The 12,571-nt window shown below is 53.2% G+C and carries 10 protein-coding genes; 7 read left to right on the forward strand and 3 right to left on the reverse strand.

Annotated features, from left to right (window positions below):
• Positions 1 to 2: 2 nt before the first annotated feature.
• Genes AC3ISQ_RS07650 through AC3ISQ_RS07660 form a run of 3 tightly spaced genes read left to right on the forward strand, consistent with a single transcriptional unit; the run spans position 3 to position 5,832 of the window.
• The gene (locus AC3ISQ_RS07650; RefSeq protein WP_489352003.1) at positions 3 to 1,259 is read left to right on the forward strand and encodes a TolC family protein; all 1,257 of its coding nucleotides are present in this window, start codon (positions 3 to 5) and stop codon (positions 1,257 to 1,259) included.
• Positions 1,259 to 2,716: an efflux RND transporter periplasmic adaptor subunit gene (locus tag AC3ISQ_RS07655; RefSeq protein WP_489352005.1), complete on the forward strand. Its 1,458-nt coding sequence runs from the start codon at positions 1,259 to 1,261 to the stop codon at positions 2,714 to 2,716. The genes AC3ISQ_RS07650 and AC3ISQ_RS07655 overlap by 1 nt, the downstream gene beginning before the upstream one ends.
• Positions 2,713 to 5,832: an efflux RND transporter permease subunit gene (locus AC3ISQ_RS07660; RefSeq protein ID WP_489352007.1), complete on the forward strand. Its 3,120-nt coding sequence runs from the start codon at positions 2,713 to 2,715 to the stop codon at positions 5,830 to 5,832. The genes AC3ISQ_RS07655 and AC3ISQ_RS07660 overlap by 4 nt, the downstream gene beginning before the upstream one ends.
• A 32-nt stretch (positions 5,833 to 5,864) precedes the next feature.
• On the opposite strand, the gene apbE is transcribed toward AC3ISQ_RS07660, so the two are convergent.
• From apbE to flk, 3 genes are all read right to left on the reverse strand, one after another.
• Entirely contained in the window at positions 5,865 to 6,896 is a 1,032-nt protein-coding gene (apbE, locus tag AC3ISQ_RS07665; RefSeq protein ID WP_489352009.1) for an FAD:protein FMN transferase ApbE, read from the reverse strand.
• Between the two features lie 145 nt (positions 6,897 to 7,041).
• Positions 7,042 to 7,440, reverse strand: a complete 399-nt coding sequence (locus tag AC3ISQ_RS07670) for a Spy/CpxP family protein refolding chaperone (protein ID WP_489352011.1) — start codon at positions 7,438 to 7,440, stop codon at positions 7,042 to 7,044.
• Between the two features lie 261 nt (positions 7,441 to 7,701).
• On the reverse strand, positions 7,702 to 8,727 hold the full coding sequence (gene flk / locus AC3ISQ_RS07675) for a flagella biosynthesis regulator Flk (protein WP_489352013.1): 1,026 nt from the start codon (positions 8,725 to 8,727) through the stop codon (positions 7,702 to 7,704).
• Between the two features lie 186 nt (positions 8,728 to 8,913).
• Between flk and AC3ISQ_RS07680 the strand changes: the two genes are divergently transcribed.
• The 4 genes from AC3ISQ_RS07680 to AC3ISQ_RS07695 are packed head-to-tail and all read left to right on the forward strand — an operon-like array spanning position 8,914 to position 12,571.
• Positions 8,914 to 9,276, forward strand: a complete 363-nt coding sequence (locus AC3ISQ_RS07680) for a copper resistance protein (RefSeq protein WP_489352015.1) — start codon at positions 8,914 to 8,916, stop codon at positions 9,274 to 9,276.
• Positions 9,277 to 9,328: 52 nt separating this feature from the next.
• Positions 9,329 to 11,365, forward strand: coding sequence for a protein-disulfide reductase DsbD family protein (locus AC3ISQ_RS07685; protein WP_489352017.1), 2,037 nt, complete (start codon positions 9,329 to 9,331; stop codon positions 11,363 to 11,365).
• Positions 11,362 to 12,078 carry a DsbA family protein gene (locus AC3ISQ_RS07690; protein WP_489352019.1) on the forward strand — a complete coding sequence of 239 codons (717 nt, stop codon included), beginning with the start codon at positions 11,362 to 11,364 and terminating at the stop codon, positions 12,076 to 12,078. The genes AC3ISQ_RS07685 and AC3ISQ_RS07690 overlap by 4 nt, the downstream gene beginning before the upstream one ends.
• Positions 12,071 to 12,571: a protein disulfide oxidoreductase gene (locus tag AC3ISQ_RS07695; protein ID WP_489352021.1), complete on the forward strand. Its 501-nt coding sequence runs from the start codon at positions 12,071 to 12,073 to the stop codon at positions 12,569 to 12,571. Before AC3ISQ_RS07690 ends, AC3ISQ_RS07695 begins: the two co-directional genes overlap by 8 nt.

A 12,571-nucleotide genomic window follows, 5' to 3' on the forward strand; every position in this document is an offset into this window, starting at 1 on the left:
CTATGTCTACATTACTCACTCACCCGCTGCGGGTGGGATGGCTGCTGCTCGCCTGTTGGAGTGTGAATACTCAAGCGGCAGAGCTGACGTTGGAGCAATCGCTGGCGGCGGCTGAACGCTATTCGGCGGAGCTTTCTGCTAATCAGCATCAGGTCAATGCACTGCAAAACATGGCTGATTCGGCGATGCAATTGCCTGATCCTAAACTGAAATTCGGTATTGAAAACGTGCCGGTGCAGGGTGGGAATGCCCATCGTTTGACCCGTGAGGGGATGACGATGGGGCGAGTCGGCATCATGCAGGATTACGTTAGCAGCACCAAACGCCAGCGTAAGGCCGATACCCTGAATGCTGAAGCCAGCAAAACCGCGGCTAACAGCGCCACCATTCGTGCTCGTCTACAGCAACAAACCGCACAGGCTTGGCTCGATCTGGCTCTGAGCCAACAAACGTTGCGTGATGCGCAAGCGCTAGTGGCGGAAAGTGAACGTCAGATAGCAGTACAACATGCGGGTGTGGCCAGTGGTGCTTCTCCTGCTAGCGGAGCGATCGACGCGCGTTTGACGGTATTAGCGATGCAGGATCGGGTGAGTGAGGCGCAGCGTGATGTGGCGCTGGCACAGGCGAAGTTGATGCAATTGACGGGGCAGTCAGTGACACAAATTGCTGGCAAACTGCCACGCTTCGAACGTTTGCCTGCCGATCGTCAAGTATTGGAGCAGGCGATTAAACAGCATCCGGAAGTGATACAAGCTAGTCGTGAGGCTGATGTCGCGAAAGCGCGTTCGGCACAGTCTGAAGTAGCCGCCATACCGGATGTCGGCGTTGAAGTGTATTACGGCAAACGCGCTGACGAATACGAAGATATGGCGGGAGTGATGTTTACCGTCGATCTGCCGATGTTCAAATCGCAACGGCAAGACAAGGACTACGAGGCTGATGTGTCTCGTTCTATGGAAGCCAATGACCAACTCACGCTGTTAATCCGCGATCACCAAGCACAGCTCGACACCTTACTTGCCCAATATCAGGCAGCACAGGCGTTGTGGCAGCGGCAGGAGCAACAAGCGATCCCATTGCAGCAGCAGCGGGTGGCATTGCAACTGGCGCAATACCGCAGTGGTAAGAGCGATCTTTCCTCCTTGTTAGAGGCGCGTCGGGCGTTGCTCGACAGCCGCCTCAGCGCCGGTAATGCTGCGCGCAATTTAGCTCAAACCTGGGCGGCGATCCGCTACCTCACTCCGCAGGAGATTAACTAATGAAAATGCGTTTTAGTGTGGCGTTATTGGCTGCGTTGGTTGTCGGTGGCGGAGCGGGATACTGGTTGGCAAGTTCGGGAGAAACGGCACAAGCCGCACCGACGAGCGCACCAGAACGGCAAGTACTGTATTGGTATGATCCGATGGTGCCCAATCAGCGTTTTGATAAACCAGGCAAATCACCGTTTATGGATATGGAGTTAGTGCCACGTTATGCCGATGAAGTTGAGCAAGACGGCGGAGTGACCATCAGCGCGCGACAACAGCAAAATCTGGGGGTAAGGACAGCGGCGGCGCAGATGCGTGAGCTGAATTTGCGATTGGACGCTTATGGCAGTGTCGCGACGGATGAGCGTGGTGTGCAGGTCATCGCCGCTCGCGCTAATGGCTTGGTGGAAAAACTCTACGTGCGTGCGACTCAGCAGCAGGTGAAAAAGGGCGAGGCATTGGCGCAACTGTGGATACCGGACTGGAGTGCGGCACAGCAGGAGTATTTGGCGATCCGCAAGGTGGGTGATAGCGCGTTGACCGCCGCCGCACGTCAGCGGTTGCAACTGTTGTTTATGCCTGAGGCGGTGATCCGTCAGGTTGAGCGTAGCGGAAAACCACAGCCACGAATTACCGTCACCGCACCGGCAAATGGCTTCGTCAATAAACTGGACATTCGCGAAGGCGCGCAGGTCACGGCGACACAGGGGCTGTTCGAACTGGCGAATCTCGATCCGGTATGGATGGTGATCGACTATCCACAATCGCAAGCGGGTCTACTGAAAATCGGCGATGCGGTGCAGGCGAGTTCCGCAAGTTGGCCGGGAGAGCGTTTTGATGGTGAAGTCAGTGAACTGTTACCGAATGTCGATCCGCTCACCCGTACCTTCAAGGCGCGTATCGTACTGAAAAACCCACTGCAGCGCTTGAAGCCGGGCATGTATTTGCAAGTGCAACTGTCGCAAGACGCTAAAGCCAAGCCGGTGCTAGCGGTGCCGCAAGAGGCGCTGATCAGCAATGGCGACCGCAATACTGTACTGCTGGCTGACGGCAATGGCCATTTTACGCCGCAAGAGGTGGTGGCAGGGCTGGCGCAAGATGGTTGGGTTGAGATCAAACAAGGGTTGCAAACGGGGCAACAGATTGTCACTTCCGGTCAGTTCCTGATCGACTCCGAAGCCAGTATGCGTAGCGCCTTGCCGCAGTTGGCAGAGGATAAGAGCGTGAAACAGTATCAGACCGAAGGGGTGATCGAAGCCATCGATGGCGGCACCGTCACTTTGTCGCACGGCCCGGTGCCGGAGCTGAAATGGCCGGCAATGACGATGGATTTCAATTTACCTGCCAGCGGTCTACCTCAGGGATTGTCGGTGGGTAGCAAAGTCATGTTCCACTTTAGCGTTGATGATAAAGGCTCACACATCAGTCAAATTATGCCAATGGCTGCCGATCATGGAGGCCATCAATGATTGCATCCATCATTCGCTGGTCGCTGCGTAATCGGCTACTGGTACTGCTGGCCTCGGTGATGCTGGCTGGTTGGGGGATTTGGGCGGTGCAAAAAGCGCCGTTAGATGCCTTGCCAGATCTCTCTGACGTACAGGTGATTGTCAAAGCCAGTTATCCCGGCAAAGCGCCGCAGGTGATTGAAGATCAGGTGACCTATCCGCTGACCACCACCATGTTAACGGTGCCGGGCGCTAAAACAGTACGTGGTTTCTCAATGTTTGGTGACGCCTATGTTTACGTGCTGTTTGAGGATGGCACGGATCTGTACTGGGCGCGCTCACGGGTGTTGGAATCACTCAGTCAGGTGCAATCGTCGTTGCCACCACAGGTGAAAGTAGCGTTAGGGCCAGATGCGACCGGGGTGGGTTGGGTGTATGAATACGCGCTGGTGGATAAAAGCGGGAAACACAGTTTGGCCGATTTACGCGCCTTACAGGACTGGACGCTGAAATTTGAGCTGAAAACCGTGCCCAACGTGGCGGAAGTGGCGAGCGTCGGTGGCATGGTGCGCCAGTACCAGATCGTGTTGAACCCGGAAAGCTTGCGCGCGCTGAATATCACTCATCAACAAGTGGTGACAGCGATTCAGGACGCCAATCAGGAAGGGGGCGGCGCACTGCTGGAAATGGGCGAAGCCGAATATATGGTGCGAACTTCCGGCTATCTCAAAAAAATCTCTGACTTCAACAAAGTGGTGATCACCGCGCGGGATGGCGTGCCGATCCTGCTATCGCAAGTTGCGACTGTGCGTGAAGGGCCGGAAATACGCCGTGGCATTGCTGAACTGAATGGTGAAGGCGAAGTCGCAGGCGGCATCGTAGTTATGCGCTACGGTGCGAACGCGTTGGAGACCATCAATGCGTTGAAAGTGAAACTGCAACAGATCCAAAAAACGTTGCCGCCGGGCGTCGAGATCGTCCCGGTTTACGATCGCTCGCAACTGATTGAACACGCGATTGATACCTTATCGTACAAACTGCTGGAAGAGTTTGTGGTGGTGGCATTGGTCTGTACGTTGTTCTTGTTCCACTTCCGTTCGGCGCTGGTGGCGATTATTACTTTGCCGCTGGGTATCCTCGGTGCTTTTGTTGTCATGCACTATCAAGGCGTTAATGCCAATATCATGTCGCTGGGCGGGATTGCCATTGCGATTGGCGCGATGGTGGATGCGGCGATCGTAATGATCGAAAACATGCACAAGGTTCTTGAACAATGGCGACAACGTCATCCTGGCCAGCAACCGACATCGAAAGATTATTGGCGTATTTCGGAGCAGGCGGCAGTTGAAGTCGGCCCCGCGCTGTTCTGTAGTTTGTTAGTGATCACGCTGTCATTCATCCCGGTATTTACCTTACAGGCGCAGGAAGGGCGGATGTTCTCGCCGCTGGCTTTCACCAAAACTTACGCTATGGCAGTGGCGGCGGGGTTGGGTATTACTCTGGTGCCGGTACTGATGGGGTACTTCATCCGTGGCCGTATTCCTGATGAACAGGCTAACCCGATTAACCGTTGGCTTATTAAATTGTACCAGCCGGTGTTGGCGGCGGTATTGGCGAGGCCAAAAACCACTCTGGGGATTTCCGCGCTGTTGCTGGTAGTCACCTTGTATCCGCTGAGTCGTTTGGGTAGCGAGTTTATGCCTGCTCTGGATGAGGGGGATTTGCTGTATATGCCATCAACCTTACCGGGGATCTCGGCGCGTGAAGCGGGGCGTTTGTTGCAGTTGACCGACCGTTTGATCAAAACGGTGCCGGAAGTGGATACCGTATTTGGCAAAGCTGGACGTGCAGAAACCGCCACCGATCCCGCTCCGTTGACCATGCTGGAAACCACGATTCGCTTCAAACCGCGTGATCAGTGGCGACCGGGAATGACCATGGACAAATTGATCGCCGAGTTGGATAGTACGGTCAAAGTACCGGGTATCGCCAACGTTTGGGTACCACCGATTCGCAACCGATTGGATATGCTGGCAACCGGCATCAAGAGCCCGGTAGGTATCAAGGTCAATGGTAACAACATGGCCGATATCGAACGGGTGGCTAACCAGATTGAACAAGTGGTGAAAAACGTACCGGGCGTGACCTCGTCGCTGGCTGAACGCATTACCGGTGGGCGCTACGTGGATATTGATATCGATCGCCAACGCGCTGCCCGTTACGGCGTCTCGGTGAAAGAGTTGCAATCGATGGTGGCGACGCTGGTGGGTGGGGAAAATATTGGCGAAACCATTGAAGGGCGCGCCCGTTATCCGATCAACGTGCGTTATCCGCGTGAGATCCGCGACTCGGTGCAGAAACTGCGAGAGTTACCGGTCGTGACCGCTTCCGGTGGGCAGGTGCCGTTGTCTGAGCTGGCCGATATTCGTGTTAGCGAAGGTCCGCCGATGCTGAAAAGTGAGAATGCGCGTCTTTCCAACTGGATTTATGTCGATTTACGCGGTCGGGATTTGAAATCGGCGGTAGAAGAGATGCAGCAGTCGGTCGCGCAGCAGGTCAAACTCCCGGCAGGCGTTTCGCTCAGTTGGTCAGGGCAGTTTGAGTATTTGGAACGAGCCAGCGCTCAATTGAAGATCGTACTGCCAGTCACGTTGCTGATTATTTTCGTGCTGCTATACGTCACTTTCAGCAGCGTGCGCGATGCCGCGCTGATTATGGCGACCTTGCCGTTTGCCTTGATTGGCGGTGTGTGGTTGCTCTATCTGCTGAATTACAATCTGTCGGTGGCGGGTGCGGTGGGCTTTATTGCGCTCGCCGGGGTGGCGGCGGAGTTTGGTGTCATCATGGTGTTGTATCTGAATCAGGCCTTGGCGAAACATCGCATACCGGGAGAACCGTTAACCCAACAGCAATTAATGGATGCCATTAGTGAAGGGGCGGTATTGCGTGTTCGACCGAAAGTGATGACGGTAGCGACCATTATGGCGGGGCTGCTGCCGATAATGTGGGGCGGCGGTGCCGGTTCAGAGGTGATGCAACGTATCGCCGCACCGATGATCGGCGGCATGGTCAGTGCGCCGTTGTTGTCGATGTTGGTGATCCCTGCGGTTTATCTGTTACTGCACAAGAAAGGATAAAAATGTGGGCGCAGCAATGCGCCCAATTTCCCTTACTGCAACAAGAATGCCTTGAATTGCGGTGTCATCACCGCACTGAAACCGTCGTCGGTTTTGGTGATCAAATACACCGCTAGCCCTTTTTCCTCCGCCAGTTTTAGTGCTTTTTCGGTACCTAACACCATCAAACCGGTATCCCATCCATCCGCTTCTAAGGCCGTTGGCGCGATCACCGTGGCAGAAACTAATTTATGGGTAATCGGTTTGCCGGTCACCGGATCGATAACGTGGGAATAGCGTTGGCCGTCTTGCTCAAAGTAATTGCGATAACTGCCCGAAGTGCTGATGCCATAGCCGTGCAAATCGACCAATGCCTGCACCGCGTTTTCACGGTCAGTCGGTTTCTGGATCGCCACGCGCCACGCTTGACCTTGGCCGTTTAATCCACGTGAAGACACCGCGCCGCCGACAGAAACCAAATAGTTGGTAATCCCCTTACGCGCCATCAGTTTCACCAACTGATCGACGCCGTAACCCTCGCCCAATGTCGAGAGATCGACATACAAATCCGGCAGATCTTTTTGCAGCCATTCGCCGCGAGAATCGCTAATCAATTTCAGATGTTGCAGGCCAACATTGTTTTTTGCTGCCTCAATCTGTTGTTGATTGGGAATTTTGACCGCGTGCTTGTCTGGCCCGAAGCCCCACAGATTCACCAAGGGGCCGACGGTGATGTCCATCGCGCCGCCAGTGTCGCGGCCAATACGTTGCGCTGTTAGGATGATGTCGGCCATGCCGCGTGGAATAGGCTGTGGTTCAGCACTCTGAGATTGATTAAAACGCGACAGCACCGAATCCGGGCGATAGGTGGAAATATCATCATTAGCCTGTTCCAACAGCGCGTCGATCTGCTGCTGTAACTGTTGTTTGCTCTCGGCAACGTCACCACTGATTTTGACACTGTAGAACGTGCCCATGGTTTTGCCTTCGATATCGATCTGCTGACGGTTATTAGCGCCATCACAAGCGGTGAGCAGACTCAGTGCCGCACCGAGCAATAACCCTTTGGCGAGAATAGTGGCCATCGGAATACCTTTAACGTAAAGAAAGGCGCTACAAATAGATCAAAGCGAGGCAAATGAAAAGAGGTTATTGACCTGAATGCCTGTTTTTCCAGCGTTAGGTAGGTTGCAGTGCGGTTGACTGCAACCTGTAGAGTTAACGGATGGGTTATTGCTGGGCTGCGCCTTCTTGGAGCATTTTCCGTAGTTCACTGCGTTGTGCTGTGGTCAGCAATTTATTCACATCGAATAAATACTTGGCATTGTAATAACGTGATTCATATTCCAGTTTGCCGACATCGGTCAGTTTTTCATTGACTGCGGCTTCATCCCATTCACCTGATCTAATGACATTAAGAATGGTGCTTTGCTCCATTTGGGTGGTGTCAATATTACCTAATTCAGTATCGAGTTGATCGCGTAGAACTTGAACCTTTTGTTGTTGTTCTTTGGTTAGGTGCAGTTCTTGGGCGAAACTACTCGTTTCTTGAGGTTCTGCCGCATAGGTCAAGGTTGTGGATGTTAAAAATACGGCAGCGAGAAAAGTGAGTTTAGCAATAGGTTTCATGAGTGGCCTTCCGTTATGTGATGAAGGCTGGATTCTATGTGCAGGGTTAATAAAAATGAGTGGAGTAAATTATTGCTAAAGATGTTTTTTTATAAAAATGTAATTTTCTTTGGCTAATTAACCTTAATCTTCAAAGAGTAATATTTATTGCCTATGTAATCTATTTTTTTATATTTTAGCTGATGGCACAAACAAACTGTCACTTATTATTCTGTTGAATAAACTTGGGGGTGACGAATAAATGACACCCCCGTTAATGAATTAAAATATCAGTGCGAGTAAACAACCCACGATGATCAAGAGCACGACCAGCGCTGCCGGTTTGCTCAGCACTTTTTGCAGTGATTCTGGCAACACGGCGATCAGCGGATTGAGTAGCGGTTGGATCTGGCTATCGTCACCGTGGATTGGTGCGATATGACCGGCTTTCTCCAATCGACGGGCAAACAGTTGATTGATGACATCACTCATTTGGGCATGAGTCAGCGGGGCGCTGCTATTGCAGTTGAAGCGCGTTTGACAGTAATCGGTTAACTGTTGCTGTTCTTGTTGATCTGCCGGTTGTTTCAGCTCCGCCAGTAAATTGTTCAGCGTAGGTGCGGTTTGCGGGCTCAGCGCCACTTTAACTTGCAGGAACTGGTGCAGCAGTTGGAATTGCTTGGCGGGTAGGGGATCGTTGGTTTTCACTCCCGCTAAATCAAACAGCGTTTGCCAGATTTTGGCCGGAGACTCACCCGTTGCCGCACTGAGTTTGGTCACCTGATGTTGCAGGCTCTGATGTTCTGCAGGTAGCAGTGGCCGCTCGCTGCTGGCGCTTTGCTGCGGCTGCGGAATGGTTAGCGTGCCAGTTTGCAGCAGGTTCAACACTTGCTGTAACTGCGGTGCGCTCAATTGGCTCAGTACCGTATGACCAAACTTTTGGCGAATAAAATCGCTGACCGCTTGTCGGTTATTACCTTGCGACAGTAATTCGGTGAGCTGTTGTAACAACTGGCGACTCGCATGATTCTGCTGCGCCTGCGCTAAACGCCCTTGCAATAATTGCTCGGCCGGTTGGAAATGGCGCGCTAATAATTCGCTACTGTTAGTCGTGCCTAAATCGTGGCGTAACGTCGCCCAGATTTCTGCTGATTTAGCAGGGCTAAGCGCCATAATTTTGACGATCAGTTTTTCCAACGTGGTGCGTTGGGTTGGGGAGAGCGGTTGATCGTCCGAGGCAGGGGGCTTAGCCGTCGTCGGGGAGTGGTCGAGTGTATTTGGTGTGCCGGGGCCACTCAGAGGTTGCATATCACCAGTCCTTCGCAGTGTAGAAAACAGTCATACCCGGCGAAAAGCGCAGGTGTGGGGCAATTCCACTATGATACCTGTAAATCACGGTCATCAATACTACCCATAGACATTTCTTTACAGGCAAATGATTGCTTATCGTGCATCTGTCGTTAAGATAGGCGCAGATTCAGGTCTGAGGACGTAATGGTTAAACAGCAGCGGATTGCAAAATGGTTTTTATGCTTGGCATGCCTAGTGGTGCTTATTTGCGCTACGCAGCGCATGGCGGGCTTGCATGCGTTGCAACAAGCCATCGGTATACCGGTTGCCAGCCAATCAGTGAGTGATGACGGCGCTGAAGCCTATAATCCAACGCCTTGTGAACTGAGTGCCAAATCACTGCTGGCAGCGCCACCCGTGATGTTCGAAACCGTGCTGTTAAGCCTTGGTTTGTTATTAGCCTTGCTGGCACCCAGCATGGCAGCGCGTTTGCGCATTCCCCCTCCTAGAGTCATTTCACCGACTACCCTTAGGGTACATCTACGATTATGCGTGTTCCGTGAATGAGTTAATCCTCCGTCGTATACGGTGTATTGATTAACTATTTATGGAGTAAAACATGTTGAATATCATCAGGCTGGCTTTTGCTTGCCTGTTACTGCTATGGCTACCTGCATCACAGGCGGCAGATAGCGGCTGGCTGCAAAGCCCCACTAATGATCACGCCCAAGTCAGACTGCGTGCCGACACCTCGGTAAGCGGTGAAACCCGCGTGCTACTCACGGTTGAACTGCAAAAAGGCTGGAAAACTTACTGGCGTTCTCCTGGCGAAGGCGGCATCGCTCCCGCCATTAAATGGCAGGGCGATGTTCCCGCGCCCGTTTGGTACTGGCCAACGCCACAGCGTTTTGATGTCGCGGGCATTTCCACTCAGGGCTATCACGATCGGGTCGATTTGCCGATGGTGATAAAAGGCGCGCAACCTAACTCATTGGCGGGGGTTCTGACACTCTCGACCTGTAGCAATGTCTGCATTTTGACTGACTATCCGTTTAGTCTGGATCTCACCATGCCGAACGATGGGCAGTTTAATCACGACTTTGCCCAAGCGAGGGGGCAAGTGCCGATCGCGAGTGGTCTGGTAGACAGTATCAAAGTGGGCTATCAGCAGGGTGAACTGCAAATCAGTGCTGAACGTGCCGCCGGTTGGCAGCAACCTGAGCTGTTTTTCGACACCATGGAAGACGCCGATCTGGCTAAACCTTCGGTCAAGGTGGTGGGCGAACAGATGCAAGCGCGAGTGCCGGTCAGCGATGGTTGGGGGGACAGTGCACCTGATCTGCGTGGTAAAACGCTGACACTGGTGATCAGTGACGGTGGTGTTGCACAAGAGTTGACCTTGCCGATCGGTTCGCCATTATCGTTACCGACAACGGCGAACTTCTCTCTGTGGCAGGCTGTATTGATGGCGTTAGCCGGTGGTTTGATCCTCAACCTGATGCCGTGCGTATTACCGGTGCTGGGGATGAAACTCGGTTCTATCTTGCAAGTCGAACATCAGGATCGTCGCAGTGTACGGATGCAGTTCCTTGCGTCATCGTTTGGCATCGTCGCGTCGTTTATGGCGTTGGCTTTGCTGATGACGGTATTGCGCTTGGGTAACCATGCGTTGGGTTGGGGCATTCAGTTCCAGAATCCGTGGTTTATCGGCTTTATGGTACTGGTAACGCTGTTGTTCAGCGCTAACCTGTTTGGCCTGTTCCACCTGCAACTTTCTTCTTCATTGAACACCAAATTGGCGACCCACAACGGACATGGTCTGAGCGGACATTTCTGGCAGGGGGCATTCGCTACGCTGCTAGCAACGCCGTGTTCGGCACCGTTCCTTGGCACTGCTGTGGCATTTGCATTGGCGGCACCACTGCCGGTGTTGTGGGGCATGTTTGTCGCATTAGGCATTGGTATGAGCCTACCGTGGCTACTCATCGCCGCTTGGCCAACGCTGGCGCTACGCCTACCAAAACCGGGGCGCTGGATGAACACCATGCGCATGGTGTTGGGCTTACTGATGCTGGCCTCTTCACTGTGGTTGTTGAGCCTGATGAGCAACCATATTGGTGAAACGGCAACGCTGATCGTCGCGGTGGTATTACTGCTTGGGTTATTACTGACCCTCTGGCGGCAACATGGTGCGCGGTTAGCTGGCATCGTCACGGCGAGTGTACTGGTGTGCGGCGGCGTGGTGTTACTCGCCGGTTCGCTCACCGCTAATCTGTGGAAACAACCGTTACACGACAATATCAATTGGCAACCGCTGTCTGAACAAGCCATCACTCAGGCGCTAGCACAGAATAAGCGGGTGTTTGTTGATGTCACCGCCGACTGGTGTGTGACCTGTAAAGCGAATAAATTCAACGTATTGCTGCGCGATGACGTGCAAAAAGCGCTGAGTGCACCAGATGTGGTCGCACTGCGTGGCGATTGGAGCCGTCCATCAACGGAAATCAGCGATTTCCTCAAGCATCGCGGCAGCGTTGCCGTACCTTTCAATCAAATTTATGGCCCCGGCAATCCTGACGGTACGGTGTTATCACCGTTACTGACCCAAGATGCTGTGCTGCAAACCCTATCTCGTGCCAAAGGAACTGAACAATGAAAAAACTACTCGTATTACTGATGTTGATCGCCACTCCTGTTTGGGCGGCTGCGCCATTTACGCCTGAACAAGAAGCTCGAATTCAGCAACTGATCCGCGAAACCTTGGTGGCGAACCCAGACATTTTGGCGCAGGCTGCCGATGCTTGGCAGAAACAGAGTTCAGAGGAACAGCTAGGTCAGGCGCTCAAGCAAAACTACAAAGCCTTGTATGAAGATAAGTACAGCCCACGCATGGGCGCGCAGAAACCTAAACTGACGCTGGTGACGTTCACCGATTACAACTGCCCGTACTGTAAACGTTTCGACCCGATGCTGGAAAAGATCGTCAAACAGTACCCAGACGTTGCGCTGGTGGTGAAACTGTTGCCATTCAAAGGGGAAAGTTCAGTGAGTTCGGCTCGTGTTGCTTTGACCACTTGGCAACAACACCCGGATCAGTTCTGGGCATTGCATCAGCGTCTGATGGCGAAAAAGGGCATGCATGACGCCGCCAGCATTAGCGCCGCACAGCAGAAAACCGGCGTGAAACCGGCAGAACTGACCGAGCAGAGCATGAACTCACTGCGTAGCAATATGGAGCTGGCTGAACAATTTGGTGTGCAGGGGACTCCGGCGACGCTAGTCGGCGATCAAATGCTGCCGGGCGCGGTTTCGTATGAAGAGCTGGAAGCGCTGGTGAAACAACAGTTAGCGAAGGCAAACAATGGCTAAATTGCGACGTTGGGCGCGTGAAGGGATGATCCTGTTGGTGATCGCCATCGGGATCGGCTTTGCGATGGATTTACTACGCGCACCGCAGGAACCTGCCGGGTTCGCTAGTCAGCCGCTAGATACGTTGGATGGTATGCCCGTTTCATTGGGGGAACTGAGTCAGGATAAACCGTTGCTGGTCTATTTCTGGGCCAGTTGGTGCGGCGTGTGTAAATTCACGACACCGAACGTTGCCAAACTGGCTGACAACGGCGGCAACGTGTTGACCGTGGCACTGCGTTCCGGCGACGAGCAACAGGTGAAACAGTGGCTGGCGCGTAAACAAGTGCAATTTCCCGTGGTTAACGACGAAAGTGGTGCACTCTCTGCGCAGTGGCAAATCGACGTGACACCAACGTTTGTGATTATCTCTCAGGGCAAGGTAGTGCAAAGCACCACCGGCTGGACCAGTTATTGGGGGATGAAAGCGCGACTATGGTGGGCTAGCGTTTAG

The sequence above is a fragment of the Serratia sp. KH_031 genome (assembly GCF_057839655.1).

What these genes read in the sequence shown, in the direction of transcription:
- AC3ISQ_RS07650 (WP_489352003.1), top strand. Translation starts at nt 3, where the DNA reads ATGTCTACATTACTCACTCACCCGCTGCGGGTGGGATGGCTGCTGCTC.
- AC3ISQ_RS07660 (WP_489352007.1), top strand. Translation starts at nt 2,713, where the DNA reads ATGATTGCATCCATCATTCGCTGGTCGCTGCGTAATCGGCTACTGGTA.
- flk (WP_489352013.1), bottom strand. Translation starts at nt 8,727, where the DNA reads ATGCAACCTCTGAGTGGCCCCGGCACACCAAATACACTCGACCACTCC.
- AC3ISQ_RS07655 (WP_489352005.1), top strand. Translation starts at nt 1,259, where the DNA reads ATGAAAATGCGTTTTAGTGTGGCGTTATTGGCTGCGTTGGTTGTCGGT.
- AC3ISQ_RS07690 (WP_489352019.1), top strand. Translation starts at nt 11,362, where the DNA reads ATGAAAAAACTACTCGTATTACTGATGTTGATCGCCACTCCTGTTTGG.
- AC3ISQ_RS07670 (WP_489352011.1), bottom strand. Translation starts at nt 7,440, where the DNA reads ATGAAACCTATTGCTAAACTCACTTTTCTCGCTGCCGTATTTTTAACA.
- apbE (WP_489352009.1), bottom strand. Translation starts at nt 6,896, where the DNA reads ATGGCCACTATTCTCGCCAAAGGGTTATTGCTCGGTGCGGCACTGAGT.
- AC3ISQ_RS07695 (WP_489352021.1), top strand. Translation starts at nt 12,071, where the DNA reads ATGGCTAAATTGCGACGTTGGGCGCGTGAAGGGATGATCCTGTTGGTG.
- AC3ISQ_RS07680 (WP_489352015.1), top strand. Translation starts at nt 8,914, where the DNA reads ATGGTTAAACAGCAGCGGATTGCAAAATGGTTTTTATGCTTGGCATGC.
- AC3ISQ_RS07685 (WP_489352017.1), top strand. Translation starts at nt 9,329, where the DNA reads ATGTTGAATATCATCAGGCTGGCTTTTGCTTGCCTGTTACTGCTATGG.